The organism is Promicromonospora sp. CA-289599 (assembly GCF_050936155.1).
In the GTDB taxonomy this organism is placed as follows: Bacteria; Actinomycetota; Actinomycetes; order Actinomycetales; family Cellulomonadaceae; genus Promicromonospora.
Window position 1 is genome coordinate 344846 of the sequence record NZ_JBNJNI010000001.1, and the last position, 16037, is coordinate 360882.

15 protein-coding genes are annotated in these 16037 nt (G+C 73.2%); 6 read left to right on the top strand and 9 right to left on the bottom strand.

Annotated features, from left to right (window positions below; all coding sequences use genetic code 11):
* Window positions 1-136 precede the first annotated feature (136 nt).
* Window positions 137-613 carry a dUTP diphosphatase gene (gene dut, locus ACQEVI_RS01490; protein ID WP_432893938.1) on the bottom strand — a complete coding sequence of 159 codons (477 nt, stop codon included), beginning with the start codon at window positions 611-613 and terminating at the stop codon, window positions 137-139.
* Window positions 614-745: 132 nt separating this feature from the next.
* Between dut and ACQEVI_RS01495 the strand changes: the two genes are divergently transcribed.
* Complete coding sequence (locus tag ACQEVI_RS01495; RefSeq protein ID WP_432893940.1) at window positions 746-1192, top strand: DUF3093 domain-containing protein; 447 nt, start codon at window positions 746-748, stop codon at window positions 1190-1192.
* Between the two features lie 76 nt (window positions 1193-1268).
* On the opposite strand, the gene ACQEVI_RS01500 is transcribed toward ACQEVI_RS01495, so the two are convergent.
* Both ACQEVI_RS01500 and ACQEVI_RS01505 read right to left on the bottom strand, forming a co-directional pair.
* On the bottom strand, window positions 1269-1568 hold the full coding sequence (locus tag ACQEVI_RS01500) for a DUF4193 domain-containing protein (protein WP_116675819.1): 300 nt from the start codon (window positions 1566-1568) through the stop codon (window positions 1269-1271).
* Window positions 1569-1876: 308 nt separating this feature from the next.
* On the bottom strand, window positions 1877-2740 hold the full coding sequence (locus ACQEVI_RS01505; RefSeq protein ID WP_432893942.1) for an inositol monophosphatase family protein: 864 nt from the start codon (window positions 2738-2740) through the stop codon (window positions 1877-1879).
* Window positions 2741-2861: 121 nt separating this feature from the next.
* Here ACQEVI_RS01505 and sepH point away from each other — a divergent pair, with 121 nt between their 5' ends.
* On the top strand, window positions 2862-4031 hold the full coding sequence (gene sepH / locus ACQEVI_RS01510) for a septation protein SepH (protein WP_432893944.1): 1170 nt from the start codon (window positions 2862-2864) through the stop codon (window positions 4029-4031).
* 19 nt (window positions 4032-4050) lie between these two features.
* On the opposite strand, the gene ACQEVI_RS01515 is transcribed toward sepH, so the two are convergent.
* The 5 genes from ACQEVI_RS01515 to ACQEVI_RS01535 all read right to left on the bottom strand — a co-directional run bounded on the left by ACQEVI_RS01515 (window position 4051) and on the right by ACQEVI_RS01535 (window position 8252).
* On the bottom strand, window positions 4051-4857 hold the full coding sequence (locus tag ACQEVI_RS01515; protein WP_432893946.1) for a hypothetical protein: 807 nt from the start codon (window positions 4855-4857) through the stop codon (window positions 4051-4053).
* Complete coding sequence (locus ACQEVI_RS01520) at window positions 4854-5723, bottom strand: transporter substrate-binding domain-containing protein (protein ID WP_432893948.1); 870 nt, start codon at window positions 5721-5723, stop codon at window positions 4854-4856. Before ACQEVI_RS01520 ends, ACQEVI_RS01515 begins: the two co-directional genes overlap by 4 nt.
* A gap of 89 nt (window positions 5724-5812) precedes the next feature.
* Window positions 5813-6454: a thymidine kinase gene (locus tag ACQEVI_RS01525; RefSeq protein WP_432893950.1), complete on the bottom strand. Its 642-nt coding sequence runs from the start codon at window positions 6452-6454 to the stop codon at window positions 5813-5815.
* 23 nt (window positions 6455-6477) lie between these two features.
* Complete coding sequence (locus ACQEVI_RS01530; RefSeq protein WP_432893952.1) at window positions 6478-7671, bottom strand: alkaline phosphatase family protein; 1194 nt, start codon at window positions 7669-7671, stop codon at window positions 6478-6480.
* The gene (locus ACQEVI_RS01535; protein ID WP_432905749.1) at window positions 7668-8252 is read right to left on the bottom strand and encodes a DUF5998 family protein; all 585 of its coding nucleotides are present in this window, start codon (window positions 8250-8252) and stop codon (window positions 7668-7670) included. The genes ACQEVI_RS01530 and ACQEVI_RS01535 overlap by 4 nt, the downstream gene beginning before the upstream one ends.
* 69 nt (window positions 8253-8321) lie before the next feature.
* Here ACQEVI_RS01535 and ACQEVI_RS01540 point away from each other — a divergent pair, with 69 nt between their 5' ends.
* On the top strand, window positions 8322-11096 hold the full coding sequence (locus tag ACQEVI_RS01540) for a GNAT family N-acetyltransferase (protein WP_432893954.1): 2775 nt from the start codon (window positions 8322-8324) through the stop codon (window positions 11094-11096).
* Between the two features lie 43 nt (window positions 11097-11139).
* Here the strand turns inward: ACQEVI_RS01540 and ACQEVI_RS01545 are convergent, their stop codons facing one another.
* On the bottom strand, window positions 11140-11595 hold the full coding sequence (locus tag ACQEVI_RS01545) for a hypothetical protein (protein WP_432893956.1): 456 nt from the start codon (window positions 11593-11595) through the stop codon (window positions 11140-11142).
* A 190-nt stretch (window positions 11596-11785) separates the two neighbouring features.
* Between ACQEVI_RS01545 and ACQEVI_RS01550 the strand changes: the two genes are divergently transcribed.
* From ACQEVI_RS01550 to ACQEVI_RS01560, 3 genes are all read left to right on the top strand, one after another.
* Complete coding sequence (locus tag ACQEVI_RS01550) at window positions 11786-14263, top strand: DNA gyrase/topoisomerase IV subunit A (protein WP_432893958.1); 2478 nt, start codon at window positions 11786-11788, stop codon at window positions 14261-14263.
* 90 nt (window positions 14264-14353) lie between these two features.
* Entirely contained in the window at window positions 14354-14737 is a 384-nt protein-coding gene (locus tag ACQEVI_RS01555) for a YciI family protein (RefSeq protein WP_432893960.1), read from the top strand.
* 12 nt (window positions 14738-14749) lie between these two features.
* Window positions 14750-16000: a DUF6596 domain-containing protein gene (locus ACQEVI_RS01560; RefSeq protein WP_432893962.1), complete on the top strand. Its 1251-nt coding sequence runs from the start codon at window positions 14750-14752 to the stop codon at window positions 15998-16000.
* Window positions 16001-16037 lie beyond the last annotated feature (37 nt).

Genomic DNA, 16037 nt, shown 5'->3' on the forward strand with positions numbered 1-16037 from the left:
ACGCTCCTTCGTAGTTCGTCGTCCTGCGTGCGCGATCGATTGCGGCACACAGCAGCGTTATCCGCTCGTTACTTACAGACTAGACCCGTTCGGGGCGGTACCGGTACGGAAGTCGGGACGGCTCGGGAGCCGGCGTTCAGCGCCCCGCGAAACCGCCGCTGGAGCCGAAGCCACCCTCGCCCCGGTGCGAGCCCGGAAGCGTCTCGGCGGGCAGGAACCGCGCCCGCTCGACCTTCTGGATGACGAGCTGCGCCACGCGGTCGCCACGCACCAGCTTCACGGCCTCGGTGACGTCGGTGTTGAGCAGCGTCACCTTGATCTCGCCGCGGTAGCCCGCGTCGACGGTCCCGGGGGCGTTCACGATGGTGACACCGTGCTTCGTGGCCAGTCCCGACCGGGGGTGCACGAACGCCGCGTAGCCGTCCGGCAGGGCGATCGAGACGCCGGTGGGTACCAGCACCCGGCCCTGCGGCGGGATCTCGACGTCGATGGTGGTCACCAGGTCAGCGCCGGCGTCGCCGGGGTGCGCGTAGGAGGGGACGGGAACGTCGTCGAGCAGGCGGATGAGCACGTCTACCGTGCTGTCGTCGCCGCTTGGCACTGGGGTGGGCACGCCGGAAGAGTACGCCACCTCGGCGCGCACCGCCGCAAGAGGGGCCGGTTGGCGCTCCGGCAGTTCTCGCGCGGTGCTGCGGCAGTGCTCGGGCAGTGCTCGGGCAGTGCTCGGGGCTGGGATGATGTCCTCATGACGGCGACCACCCTCACCTTCCACGAGCGTCTTCTGCCCGGTCCCGGTGGCTGGCTCGGCACGGTCGGTCTGGGCGCCATCGCGGCGATCGCGCTGTGGCCGGTGCACGCGACGGCGGCGATCGTCGTCGGGCTGCTGGTGTGCCTGGGATCGGCGACCGCCCTGGCCGCCACGGCGCCCGTCGTGGAGGTGTCCGACGGCGTCCTGCGGGCCGGCAGCGCCCGGATCCCGGTCGCCCTGCTCGGCCCCGCCCAGGCCCTGGACGTCGCCGCGATGCGGCACGAGCTGGGCCCCGGTCTCGACGGGCGCGCGTACGTCTGCCTGCGCGCATGGGCCCGGACCGGGGTGCGGGTCGCCCTCGACGACCCGGCGGACCCCACCCCCTACTGGCTCATCTCGACACGGCGGCCGCAGCTGCTCGTGGAGGCGCTGGGAACCGCCTGAGCCCGGACACGACGAAGGCTGCCACGCACTTGCATGACAGCCCGGTCGTGTCGTCAGTGCCGAACGCCTGGTGGAATCAGGCGGCGCACTCCGTGCAGATCATCTGGCCGGCCTTCTCGTAGGCCAGCTGACTGCGGTGGTGCACGAGGAAGCAGCTGGAGCACGTGAACTCGTCCGCCTGTCGCGGCAGCACGCGAACGGCGAGCTCCTCGCCGGACAGGTCGGCCCCCGGGAGCTCGAAGCCCTCGGCAGCCTCGGTCTCGTCCTCGTCCACAACGCCCGAGGACTTGTCGGAGCGACGAGCCTGCAGCTCCTGGATCGAATCCTGCTCGACATCCTCATCGGTCTTACGTGGGGCGTCGTAGTCAGTTGCCATGTGGTGTTCTCCGTCGGTAGTGGTCGCGCCGGAAGGTTTCGGGTCATCCGGGTTCGACGCCGCCCCGGCCGGGTCACCGCAAGCGCCGTCGAACGGCGTCCGTTGCGGGTGTACGCGCTGATAATGCACACGGCCCCGGATTTGTTCCCGAGTCGGCCCACGGATTGTGCACCATTTCGCATCGGTGCGCTACATCTGTCGGTGTAACCCCGGTCACGTATGCTCTGACCTGCGTCGATATACCGATTTTTGCCTTTGGAGCCGGTTCAGCCGACACATCTCCCCGCGATACCGGGCCAGGAAAAGGATCACCCGATCTCGGGCGAGCTCGCACCATCTGCGTCGGCCGCCTCGAGGAGCTCGGCCAGCTGTGCGACAAGCTCGGCCGGACCCGCCACCGTCATGGCGCTGGTGGCCGGCTCGCCGCGCAGCCCCGTCACGACCGCACCCGCCTCGGTGGCCACCACTGCCCCGGCCGCCATGTCCCACGGGTTGAGCCCACGCTCGTAGTACAGGTCGAGCGAGCCGTCCGCCAGGAGGCAGAGGTCGATGGCGGCCGAGCCGAGCCGTCGGATGTCCCGGATCTTCGGCAGCACCTGCGCCAGCACCTGCGCCTGGTGGGACCGGCGGGCGGCGTCGTACCCGAAGCCCGTGCCGACCAGGGATGCGCCCAGCGACGTAGGGGCACCCGCCCGGATCGGCTCGCCGTCGCGGGTCGCGCCCTCGCCGAGCCCCGCCGACCACGTGCGGCCGTCGGCCACGCTGTGCACGCAGCCGGCCAGGACCGTCCACGAGGCGGGTTCCGGCGGGCCTGCCACCACAGCCACCGACACGGCCCAGGAGGCGACCCCGTAGAGGTAGTTCACGGTGCCGTCGATCGGGTCGAGCACCCACGTGAGGCCGCTCGTGCCCGCCACGTCGTCGCCCTCCTCGCCCAGGATCGCGTCGTCGGGCCGCTCGGCGGCGATCATCTCGCGCAGCAGGTCCTCCGAGGCGCGGTCCATGACGGTCACCGGGTCGACGTCGCTCGACTTGGTGGCCGCGACGACCACGCGTTCCGGTCTACCCTCACGGACCAGGGCACCGGCAGCTGTCGCGAGGCGGACGGCGAGGTCGCGGAGGGCGGTGACGGTGACGCCGTCGGGCAGCTCGGGCAGTGCGGGTGAGATCACGCACCCATCCTGCCGCACCTGCCCGGCGGCCGACTATCCGGCGGCGCACCGACGCGCCTGCGCCGCTGGGCCGCCCTGCGGTGGCAGGCTCGGCCCACAGGACTACCCCGGGAGGACTGGCATGGACGAGCTGGAGCTGGTACGGCTGCACGAGGACGGTGAACGACTCGTCCTTGCTGCGCGCGACGGCGCCCAGAGCACCCTGCCCATCACCGACGCCCTGCGTGCCGCGATCCGCGGAGACCGCCCACGAACCGAGTCGATCCGCGCCCAGGAGGCGTCTTCGCTGCGTCCCCGCGAGATCCAGGAGCGCCTGCGCGCGGGCGAGACGTGCGAGATGCTCGCCGAGGCCTCCGGCCTGCCGATCGAGCACGTGCGGCGCTTCGAGTACGCCGTCCTCTCCGAGCGGGAGCACTCGATCGCGCGTGTGCGGGCCAAGTCCGTCCTGACGGACGACGGCGGCGCCACGACCCTGGGCGAGATCGCCGACGACCGGCTCCGCTCGCGCGGCGTGCGGCCCGCCGACGCCCGGTGGACCGCTACCCGCGAGGGCACCCACCCGTGGACCGTGCAGGTCGAGTTCGAGGCCGCCGACCGCCCCCGCCTGGCCCGCTGGTCCCTGGAGCCGCGCGGCGGCTTCGTGACGGCGCTCGACGACGAGGCGCGCTGGCTGGGCCTCCCGGAGGAGGACGAGCGCCCGGCCATCGCCGGGGTGTCGCCCCTGCCGCCGCACCGGAGCAACCACCCGTCGTCCCGGTCGACGCCGCCCGATCAGGACGACACCGACCTGCTGCTCGACAACCTGTCGGAGCGGCGGGGGCAGCGGCCCGCCCGCAGACTCACCCCGGACAACGACCTGCCGGACATGATGGAGCTCGACCTCGACGGCCCTGCCGGCACGGACGGCCCCGACGGGCCGCCGGCCGAGGAGCCCGAGCCGGACCTGGAGCCCTCTGCCGCCGTGGTGGACATCGGTGCGCGGCGCGGCGGGTCCCGCCCCCGCATGCCCTCGCCTCTCGTGCCGGACTCCCCCGCCGACCTCGAGTGGGAGGGGCCCAGCCAGTGGGAGATCGAGGCGCCGCGGCCCGGCCCGGGGCACGGGTCTGACGCCGGTCCGGCGGCGGAGGCCCCGCCCGCCGACCACCCCGCGCCCCCGGCCGAGCCGGAGCCGGTCCCGGAGAAGCCCCCGGCCGAGCAGTCCAAGCGCCCGACGGCGAAGCGCGGCCGCAAGTCGCGCGCGCAGGTGCCGAGCTGGGACGAGATCGTGTTCGGGTCGCGTCCGGAGGTCTGACGGTCTCGGTGGTGCCGCGTCAGTCGTGCAGCACGGCCCGCGTCACGGTCAGCGACACGCTGCACGCCAGGTCGTCGTGCCGCTGGTCGACCTCGGCCAGGACGTGCACCGCGCTGGTGCCGCCGCCGATCGGGACGTCGACAGGCTTGCCCGACGAGCCCCGGACCGCGACGCGCGGGACGTTGTCGACGACCGGCGTCAGGACGATCTCGGCACCGGCGACGCAGGACCCGGTCGCCGCCGGGTTGTGCAGCACGGGCAGGAACGTGACGTGCCCCCGCTGCGGCGGGTCTCCCGGCAGGCTGATCCGGAGCTGGGTGCAGTCGGCGGCCGGCGCGCCGGTGCCCTCCTCGGTACGGCGCTCACCGTCGACGTAGCAGTCGGTGAGGCCGACGGGAGGGCCCTCGGCGGCGGGCTCCTCGGACACGGCGGTCACCCGGATGTCGCCGGTGACGGGGATCGAGGACGCCGAGGTGTAGTACCACGTCAGGTACGTCGCGGCGGCGAGAATGATGACCAGGCCGGCGACGGTGGACCTCGGCCGCGCGGTGAGGACCGCGGCGAACCGGCTCCCCCAGCCGGGACCGTCGTCGCCGGCGCGGTGGGTCTGGATCTCCTGGACCCCCTGCCGCACGGCGAGGCAGATGCTCACGTAGCTCAGCAGCATCGCCGCGGCGTCGATCGACGACCGGCCGTCCGACGGCTCGAGGACGAACGCGACGACGCAGACCACGCCGCCCGCGACGAAGATGGTGAGGTCCCCGCGCCGGCTGCGCGGCTTCGCGGAGCGTTCGGCCGCGAGCGCCGGGTCGCCGGGTCCGGTCACGGCTCGGCGTCCGGGTCGGGGCACTCGGTGAGGTCCCCGTCGTCGGGCTTGAAGTCCGCCGGGTCGAGGTGGTCGGGGAAGTTGTTCTCGAAGGCCCGCACCCACCAGCCGCTGATCAGCGACTCCAGGATGGCGTCGTTCAGGAACGCGCACAGCTCGGCGTCGCCGTGGTCGATCCCGATGCCGTAGAGCTCGGCGTTGCCGAACTGCTCGTCGGGCAGCACCCGCAGGCCGCCGTACTCCTCGGCATAGCCGTACAGGAGGAGCTGGTCGGTCGAGACAGCGTCGACGGTGCCGTCCAGGAGCTTCTGGGTGCAGACCCCGAACCCCTCCTCCTGGACCGCGACGATGCCCGCGAGGTTCTCGTTCATCTGGCTCCACGACGTGCTGCTCCGGGCCGCGCAGACCTTCTTGCCCGCGAGGTCCGCGGCGGACTCGATGCCGGAGTCCGAGCGGACCAGCACGCCCTGCTTCGTCTTCATGTACGGGCCGGCGAAGGAGATGTCCTCCTTGCGCTCGTCGGTGATCGAGTAGCTCCCGATGACGATGTCGGCGCCGTCCTCGTCCTGCAGCTCTCCCTCGCGCTGTGTGGTGCCGAGGTTCTGCTCGACCACGTTCAGCCCGCAGTAGCTGCCCAGCCACTGGGCGAGGTCGTAGTCGAACCCGCCGCGCGTGGAGTCCGTCTGCTGGAAGTTCAGCCCGGGCTGGTCGCTGTGCATCCCGATGACGACCCGTCCCTGCACGCCGAGGAGCGATGCGCACTCCTCGTGCGTCTCGGACTCGGGGTCCGGGCCGCACCCGCTCGCGACGACGAGCGTCGCCACACACGTGAGTGCGATGAGGGCTCGCCTGCCGGCCGTCGCCATGTGCGACAAAATATCATTTGAGTGATTTGCGGCGCATCAATGAGGTGATTTGTGCGCGCGATCGACGGGTGGTCGGAGGGCCGGACCGATCAGACCCAGAGCGACTCGTCGGCCGAACGCCGCCGTGCGGTGAGCGCCGTCATGCGGCGCATGTGGTGGCGGCGGCACAGCACCTCGTAGGCGACGTCGGCGGACTCGAACGGGCCGACGTCGCCGATCACCACCTGTTCGCCCTCGGTGACCATCGCGCCGTCGACCGTGCGCGCGTTGTGCGTGGCGCGCGCGCCGCACCAGCACAGGGACTGCACCTGGAGCACGTCTATCCGGTCGGCGAGCTCGATGAGCCGGGCGGAGCCGGGGAACAGCCGGGTGCGGAAGTCGGTGGTGATGCCGAACGCGAAGATGTCGATCTCCATCTCGTCGACGAGCCTGGCGAGCTGCTCCACCTGCTCGGGCGAGTAGAACTGCGCCTCGTCGCACACGAGGTAGTCGACCGCCTCGCCGCCGGCGCGCCGGCCGCTGATCTCCACCCAGAAGTCGGTGTCGTCGGTCACCTCGTGGGCGGCGACCTCCAGGCCCAGCCGGCTGGAGACCCTGGCCTCCCCCGCCCGGTCACCACGGCTGAAGATCAGCCCCTCGCGCCCGCGGGCGCGATAGTTGTGGTCCGTCTGAAGGGCGAGGGTGGACTTCCCGGAGTCCATGGTCCCGGAGAAGAAGACGAGCTCGGCCACTGTTCCCTACCTCAGGTCTCGACTCAGGCGACTGCTGTGAGCAGGGGTACGAGCATCTCGTGCGGCGTCAGCGAGCCGTGCACGCCGGGCAGGGCGCGCGCGTTCGCGGAGTGGACGCGCGAGTCGACGACGGTGGCGGCGCCGGTCATCGCGACCACCACGTCCCCGATCGCCGGGAGCACGTGCTCGGCGACCGGCCCGAACCAGCCGCCCGCCACGGCGTCGTCCCGCAGCAGGACGACCGCGTGCTCGCCCAGCCGCTCGGCCCACCGCCGTGCGACGTCCGCCGGGTCGGTGCCCTGGTCGGCGTAGACGTGCAGGGCGCGCGGCTCTCCCCCGACCAGCGCGACGCCGGGGTTCAGCGCCGGGTCGGAGGCGACGTCCCACTGGATGCTCAGGTCGGCCTTGATCTGGCCGTGGTCCGCGGTGACCACCACGAGGGTGCCCCGGGGGACGCTGCGCATCAGCCGGCTCAGCTCGCGGTCCGTGGACTCCAGCGCGTCGCCCCACTGCCACGAGTCCCAGCCGTGGCCGTGCCCCGTCTTGTCGACGTCGCCCTGGTACAGGTAGACGAGGCGCTGCGCCTCACCGGGTTGCCGGAGCGCCGTGACCGTGGCGTCGACGCGCTGCTCGAAGGTCTCGGCGGCGACGTAGGCCGGGCCGCGCAAGGCTGCCTGCGTCATGCCGGACCCAGCGAACTTGCCCGGGCCGGGCGCCGTGACCCGCGTGCCCGCCGCGGCGAGCGCCTCGAAGACCGTGGGCTCGCGCTGCAGGTCGGCCGGGTCGCCGAGCTCCTTCCACTGCACCAGGGACGCCAGCCGGCCGGTCGCCGGGTTGCGCTGCGTGTAGCCGAGCATGCCGGTACGGCCCGGGGCGGTGCCCGTGCCGAGGGTGCTCAGGCCCGCCGCCGTCGTGGAGGGGAAGCTGGACGTGAGCGTCGCGGCGGACTCGTCCCGCTCGCGCAGGAGCCCGCGCAGGAACGGCGCGTGCCCGCCGCGTTCGGCGAGGTTGCGGATCCCGAGCCCGTCGACCAGGACGACGACCACGCGGTCGGCGTCGGGCAGACCGAGGGCCGTGCGACAGCCGGCCGCGGTGAGGCCGGTGGCGGTGGTGAGGTCGTGGCCCAGGGCGCCCGCCACGGCGGGCATGACCGCGGCGAGGCTCGTGGTGTCGTAGGACGGCGCGACCAGGCCGTCAGGGAGGTCCGGTACGGTCACTTCGGCGCGGACGTCGCCCGGGACAGGGCGCGCGCGAAGCCGACGGCGGCGCGGACCGCGGCGTCGCCCTCCGCCTCGCTGGACACGCGGACCACCACGTCGTCGGGCGTGACCTGGCCGGTCAGACCGTGGTCGGCGGTGCAGTTCGGGTCCACGCACGTGGCGGGCTCGAGGTCGACGCGCGACACGGCGCCCCAGCCGATCGCGAGGGTGACCTCACGCGTCGCCGCACGCTTCGGGTACCGCTCCGGGTCCGCGATCACGTGGGTGAGCGCCACGGAGCGGATCTCGCGCACCGGCACGACCTCCGTGGTGGCCGACGCGGATCCGGGCCGCTCCGGATCCTCTCCAGCGTGGTCGTCCACGTGCGCGGTGACCAGGCGGGTCGGCGTCAGCACCAGGACGGTGAGGTGCCTGCGCACCTCCGAGTCGAAGGTGGTCTCCGCCTGCACGAGGTGGGCGACGACCTCCTCGTCGGCTAGTGCGACGGAGAGCACGTCCGCGACGAGCTCCGGGTAGTAGCCGGCCCGGTGCAGATGGGCGGTCAGGTCGTCACGGGCATCGGTAGGGGCATGGGGCACGGTTGGCATCATCCCATCCGTGTCGCGCTCAGGTCCACACGCGCTGCTCCGGTCGTTAGCCTTGGTCCCGTGGACCAGCCAGAACGGGCCGAGCAACGGGTGGGCACCGTCCGCCTGCCGTACTCGACGGAGTATCCGGTCGAGTGGGAGGCCGACGTGGTGCTGCGCGACGGCTCCACGACACACGTGCGCCCCATCCGCCCGGAGGACTCCGACGCGCTCCAGCGCTTCCAGATGGCCCAGTCGGAGCGCTCGACCTATCTCCGGTTCTTCGCCGCGCTGCAGCGCATCCCCGACCGCATGCTCACCCAGCTCGTCACCGTGGACCACGTCAGCCGGGCGGCGCTGGTCGCCGTCCGCCCGGGTACTGCGCAGGAGGCCGAGGACATCGTCGGCGTCACGCGCTACGACGTGATCGACGACCGGCCCGGGCGCCGCACCGCCGAGGTCGCTTTCAACATCGCGGACTCCCTCCAGGGACAGGGTCTCGGCTCGGTGCTGCTGGAGCACATCGCCGCCGCGGCACGCGAGCGGGGTGTGCACCGGTTCATCGCCGAGGTGCTGCCCCAGAACCGGGCGATGCTCGGCGTGTTCCGGGAGGCGGGCTACGCCGTCGAGCAGCACCTGGACGACGGCGTCGTCACCGTCTCCGTGGACCTCGACCCGACCGACCGGTCCCGCGAGGTCATGGCGGACCGCGAGCACCGCACCGAGGCGCGGTCCATGCAGGGGCTGCTCTCGGCCCGGCGCGTGCTGCTGGTCGGCCCGGCGCAGGGCGGCACCGTCGACGAGCTGCTCGCCGCCCGTGTCCGCGAGGCGCACGCCGCCGATCCCGGCGACACCGAGCTGCTCGTACTGGGCGACGACGTGTCCTGGGCGGACCTCGGAAAGGGCGGGCCGGGCGGGGCCGGATCCGGCGAGAACGCCCAGGTCGACCTCGCGATCGTCGCCGCGCCCCCGGACGAGGTGATCGACGCGGTGCGGCACCTGCGCGGCACGGGCGCGCGCGGCGTCGTCGTCCTGTCGGCCGGCTGGGCCGAGACGGGACCCGAGGGTGTGGCCCGCCGCCGCGAGCTGCTGCGCACCGCGCACACCGAGGGCATGCGGGTGGTCGGCCCGGCCAGCTACGGCCTGCTCACGAACGTGCCGGGCGCGAGCCTGCGCGCGAGCCTCGCGCTCACCGCCCCCCGGCCCGGCCGCGTGGGCCTGTTCAGCCAGAGCTCACCCGTCGCCGTCACGGCCGCCGAGACGGTCAAGCGGCGCGGGCTCGGGCTCTCCACGCTCGTCTCGGCGGGGCACCGGGCCGACGTGTCGGGCAACGACGTCATGCAGTACTGGCAGGACGACCCGCACACCGACGTCGCCTGCCTGTACCTCGAGACGCTCGGCAACCCCCGCAAGTTCTCGCGGATCGCCCGGCGCCTGGCGCAGGTCAAGCCCGTGATCGTGGTCGTGGCGGGCCGCCACGGGAGCGTCGTCCCGCCCGGGCACACCGTGCGCGCCACGCGTGCGCCGCGGCGGATGCTCGACGAGGTGCTGCGGCAGTCCGGCGTGATCCGCGCGGAGAACACGCACCAGCTCATGGACGTCGCCCAGGTGCTGGCGCACCAGCCACTCCCCTCCGGCGGCCGGGTGGGGATCCTCGCGAGCTCGCCGTCGCTGGCGGCGCTCGTGGCCGACGCCGTCGCCGCGGCGGGCCTCACCGTCGTCGGGCCGCCGGACCCGCTCTCAGCCAGTGCCCCCGACGACGAGATCGCCGCGGCCGTCGACGCCCTGTACGCGCCCGGCGCGTGCGACGCCGTGGTCGTGGTGTCCGTGCCCGTGGTGCTGCCGCGCACCGACGCGATAGCCCGCGCCGTTGCCGAGGCCGCCGCTCGCACGGGCCGCACCACCGTCGTCAGCGCGCTGGGCCTGCACGGCATGCCCGACGAGCTGGCGGCGAGCACCGACGGCCGCGAGATCCGGATCCCCGCGTTCTCGACGCCCGAGGACGCCGTCTGGGCCCTCGGCGCGGTGGTGCGCTACGCGCAGTGGCGAACCCAGGACCACGGCACGCCGGTGCGGCCCGCACTGCGGGAGGGCATGTCCGACGGCGCCGCGCGGGCCCAGGCGCGCACGCTCGTCGAGGCTCTGCTCGTCGAGGAGCCGGCCGGCGCGGTGCTGGACCAGGCGACCGCCACCGAGCTGCTGGCCTGCTACGGGCTCACCCTGTGGGGCTCACGGAGCGTGCGCACGGCCTCCGACGCGGTCACCGCCGCCGAGGACCTGGGCTGGCCGGTGGCGCTCAAGATCGCCGCACCCGCGCTGCGGCACCGGGCGGACCTGGGCGGCGTGCGCCTCGACATCGCCGACGCCGAGGACCTGCGGGAGGACGCCGAGCGGATGCTCGCGGCGGCGGCGTCCCTGCTCCCGGCGCCCGACCCGATGCTCGAGGTGCAGGCGATGGCACCCGCCGGCGTGGCGTGCGTGGTGCGTTCGGTCGAGGACGAGCTGTTCGGCCCGGTGGTGTCCTTCGGGCTGGCGGGCGACGCCGTCGACCTGCTCGACGACGTGACGCACGGTGTGCCGCCCCTGACCGACGTCGACGTGGCGCGCATGGTGCGCGGCGTCCGCGCGGCCCCGCGCCTGTTCGGCTACCAGGGGGCGCCCGCCGCCGACGTCGCGGCGCTCGAGGACGTGCTGGCGCGGGTCTCCGTCATGGCGGAGGATCTGCCGGAGCTCGCCTCCCTGGAGCTGTACCCCGTGGCGGTCGCGGAGCGCGGCGCGGCGGTGCTGCACGCGACGATCCGCCTGCGGCCGGCGGAGCGCCGGACGGACGCGCCGCGGCGGGCGCTGCCGGGGTAGGTGGTCGCTGCCAGGGTTGGCGGGCGCTGCCGGGTTGGCGGGATCAGCGGATCAGCACCATGCCGACGAGCAGCATCACCGCGAAGCCGACGAGCACCAGGCGCTGCCTGCGGTTCGGGCCAGAGGCGGTAAGGATCGCGGCGACCGCCGGTCCCGTCGCGAGCATCAGCCACGCGCCGGGCGCCGGGGCGACGTTCGCCGACACCGCGGCCACGGCGACGACCACCAGGCCGTGCACCACGCCGAGCCCCAGCCGCATCGAGACGACCACGTGCAGCACGGCGGCGATCACCGCCAGGCCCGCCCACATGGTGATGCCCTCCTCGAGGCAGCCCCACTCCTGCTCCGCGCACTGCCAGGACTGCATCCACCAGGTCACCAGGGCGCCCAGCACCATGACGGGCACCACGCTGAGCCCGGCGACGCCGTAGGCCAGCCCGATGCGGACCAGCCAGCCCGGCAGGGTGGTCGACCTGCTGAGCAGCGGCATTTCGGGCATAGCTGAATAGTGCCAGGTGGAGCGGGGAATGTGCACATGCTCAGCCGATGACCTGGCTGGACGTCCGAACGGTGCTTCCCGGCGTGCTCGCCGGAGTGTGAGCGGCCGGAGTGTCGGCGGCGCGGGGTACCGTTTGCCTGTTCGATCCACCCCCAGATTCCAGCCCCAGATTCCAGGAGCCCCACGAACCATGGCGCGCAAGCCGTCGCAGCCGCTCGACGAGAGCGAGATCCACGAGAAGGTCGTGGACATCGACGTCGCCTCGGAGATGGAGGCCTCGTTCCTCGAGTACGCCTACTCCGTCATCTACTCGCGGGCCCTCCCGGACGCGCGCGACGGCCTCAAGCCGGTCCAGCGCCGCATCCTCTACATGATGTCGGACATGGGGCTGCGCCCCGACCGCGCACACGTGAAGTCGTCGCGTGTGGTGGGCGAGGTGATGGGAAAGCTCCACCCGCACGGTGACGCCCCCATCTACGACGCCCTGGTGCGGCTCGCGCAGAGCTTCTCGCTGCGGCTCCCGCTCGTGGACGGGCACGGCAACTTCGGTTCGCTCGACGACGGTCCCGCCGCGCCCCGGTACACGGAGGCACGCCTTGCGGCGTCGTCGATGGCGATGACCACGGGGCTCGACGAGAACGTCGTGGACTTCGTGCCGAACTACGACAACAAGCTCACCCAGCCCGAGGTGCTGCCCTCCGCGATCCCGAACCTGCTGGTCAACGGCGCGTCCGGCATCGCGGTCGGTATGGCCACGAACATGGCCCCGCACAATCTCGTCGAGGTCGTCGCGGCGGCGCAGCACCTGATCAAGAACCCCGGGGCCACGCTCGAGGACCTGCAGCGGTTCGTCCCGGGCCCGGACCTGCCGACGGGCGGCAAGATCGTCGGCCTCGAGGGTGTGCGCGACGCGTACCGCACGGGTCGCGGCAGCTTCCGCACCCGGGCCACCGCACGGATCGAGAGCGTGACCCCGCGCCGCAAGGGCATCGTCATCACCGAGCTGCCCTACCTGGTGGGCCCGGAGAAGGTGGTCGAGAAGATCGCCGACGGCGTCAAGGCCAAGCGCATCCAGGGCGTCACCAACGTGCAGGACCTCACGGACCGCACGCACGGGATGCGCCTGGTCATCGAGGTCAAGACCGGTTTCGACCCCGACGCCGTGCTGGAGCAGCTGTACCGTGCCACGCCGCTCGAGGACTCGTTCGGCATCAACAACGTGGCCCTCGTCGACGGCCAGCCGCGCACGCTCGGCCTGGTCGAGATGCTGCGGGTCTGGGTGGACCACCGCATCTCGGTGGTCCGGCGCCGGTCGCAGTACCGCCTGGACAAGCGCCTCGAGCGGCTGCACCTGGTGGACGGCCTGCTCGTCGCGATCGTCGACATCGACGAGGTCATCCAGGTGATCCGGTCGTCCGACGACGCCGGCATCGCCCGCGACCGGCTGCGCGAGGTCTTCGACCTGTCCGAGCCCCAGGCGTCGTACATCCTGGACCTCCAGCTGCGCCGGCTGACCAAGTTCTCCCGCATCGAGCTGGAGAAGGAGGCCGAGGAGCTGCGCCGCGAGATCGCCGAGCTGGAGCAGATCCTCGGCGACGAGAAGCTCCTGCGCCGCGTCGTCAGCACCGAGATGAGCGAGGTGGCCAAGACGTACGGCACCCCGCGCCGCACCGTGCTGCTCGACTCCGCCGGCGGCTCCGTCGGCTCGGTGGCCGAGGCCCCGGCGAACGGGCGCAAGAAGACCGTCGAACCCATCGACCTGCAGATCAAGGACCTCCCGACCCGCGTGCTGCTGTCCGCGACGGGCCTGCTGGCCCGCCTCCCGGACGACGTCCCGGTGTCGCGCGAGGGCAACCGTGCGGCGCACGACGCCCTGCGGGGTGACACCGCCGCGACGACCCGGGGTCAGGTCGGTCTGGTGACCTCGGCCGGCCGCATGCTGCGCATCTCCGTGCTCGACCTGCCCTCGCTGCCGCCGACCGACGGCGCGCCGTCGCTGTCCGGCGGTATCCCGGTCAGCGAGCTCGTGGAGCTGGAGCCCGGCGAGACCGTGCGGGCCGTCACCGCGCTCGGCCCGGACGCGCCGACCATCGCCGTCGGCACCGCGCAGGGCATCGTGAAGCGGATAGCGCCGTCGGACGCCCCGGCGAAGGGCGACGAGTGGCCGGTGATCGGGCTCAAGGACGGCGACACCGTGGTGGGCGCCGCGGTCGTGACGGACGACGACGAGCTGGTCTTCGTGGCCGACGACTCGTCGCTGCTGCACTTCCCTGCCTCGTCCGTGCGGCCGCAGGGCCGGGCCGCGGGCGGCATGGCGGGGATCAAGCTGGCCGCGGACCGGAAGGTGGTGTTCTTCGGCGCGGTCCCGGCCGGGGTCGACGCCACGGTGGTGACCGTCGCCGGGGCCGGCGACGCACTGCCGGGGATCGAGCCGGGCGCCGGCAAGGTGACGCCGTTCTCGCTGTACCCGGGCAAGGGGCGTGCGACGGGCGGTGTGCGGTCCCAGCGGCTGCTCAAGGGCGAGGACGGACTCATCCTGGCCTGGGTGGGCGCCACTCCCCCGCGGGCGCTCGGCGCAGGCGGGCAGCCGGTCGAGCTGCCCGAGGTGGACGAACGGCGCGACGGGTCCGGGACCCCGATCGCGGTGCCGATCGCGGTGATCGGCTGACCTGGCGAGAGTAGTTTCGTGGGAGGTGTCGATTCCGGCGCGGCTCGCCCGTCCAAGGCGTGTCAACATCCCACGAACGAGGAGCTCGACATGACCGACACCTGGATGTTCCTGATCCGCGAGTCCGACTGGGACTCGGACGCCTACCTCCCCAAGGACGGCGGTCAGGTCCCGGACCTGTCCGAGGACGAGGACATGGCCGCGCACCAGCGCTTCAGCGAGGCGGTGGCCGAGCTCGGCGCCAAGATCACCGGCAGCAACGCCCTGCAGAACGCCAAGTACGGCGGCTGGGTGGCAGCCGGCAAGGACGGCGCCGAGCCGGTCTACACCGACGCCCCGTTCACCGACACCAACGAGGTCATCACCGGCTACTACGAGGTCGAGTGCGACGAGGCCACCGCGCGCAAGATCGCGGCGCTGGTACCGAGCAGCAACGTCGTCGAGTGGCGCAAGGTCCTGAACTTCGGTTCCTAGGGGCACCCCTCAGTGCCGATCGACCCCGCGGCGTTCCGCACCGCCTGGCCTCAGGTGGTGCGGTCGCTCGCCGTGACGACGCGCAGCCTGGACTCCGGTGAGGAGTACGCCGCGGAGGCGTTCGCGCGGGCCGCGGCCCAGCCCGACGGCGCCATCGACGACCTGGTCGCCTGGTGCGTCCAGGTCGGGCGCCGGACGTGGCTCGACGCGGTGCGGCACCAGACGGTGTTCACGCGGCTCCAGCCCCAGATCGCTCGCCCGGAGGTGGCCGCCGTGGACGTGCCGACCGACCCGGGCGCGCCCGGCGGTGACCTCGACGACCGGCTCGCGCTGCTCTTCGTCGCGTGCGACGACGCGCTCCCCTCCGGCGCACAGCTCGTCCTGGCGATGCGGGTGGTCTGCGGCCTCACCATCCGGCAGATCGCTGCCCACCTCGGCATCGCGGAGGCGACCGCGGCGGCACGGCTCACGCGCGCCAAGTCAGCGCTGGCCAGGGCCCGCGGCGAGTTCGCCGTGCCGGACCGCGCCGCACGGGCCGCACGGCTGCCCGTCGTGCTCGCGTGCGTGGCGGGCCTGTTCACCGTGGGGCAACGGGACGGGATCGAGCCCGCCGACGCCACGCAGGACCCGGCCCGCGACGCGCTGACGCTCGCCGAGGCCCTCGTCGCGGAGTACCCGGACGACCCCGAGGTGCTCGGCCTGCGCGCCGTGTGCCGCCTCGGCCTGGCCAGGCGCCCGGGCCGCGTACGCGACGGCGTCGCGCTCCCGATCGACGAGGTGGACCGTTCGGCGTGGGACCAGCGGCTCCTGTCGGCGGGCCTCGACGACGCCACGGCGGCGACCACCGCCGACGGAACGGATCTCGGGTTTCCGGGCCGCTTCGCGCTGGAGGCCGCGATCTCGGGGGTGCATGCCGCGGCCCGTACGGCGGCGGACACGGACTGGGTCCGGCTGGCTCAGCTCTACGACGCGTTGCTGCGGGTCTGGCCGTCGCCGGCGACCCGGGTCGCGCGCCTCGTCGTGCTCGGCCGGATCGCTCTGCGCGACGGCGGTGCTGGTGCTGGTGTCAGCGCGATCGAGCGTGAGCTCGAGGAGCTGGTCGCCGACGGGCCGCCGTACGCCGCCCGGGATGCGAGCCTCGCCCTCGCCGACCTCGCCCGCCACTCCGGCCGGACCGACGACGCGGCCGCTCGCTACCGCGAGCTGCTGGACGCGATCCCGGCAGGCCCGCTGCGGGAGTTCTGCCGTCGGCACGCCGGGTAGTTGCGAACGCTGGCCCGTGCCGGGTGGGCAGACGCAG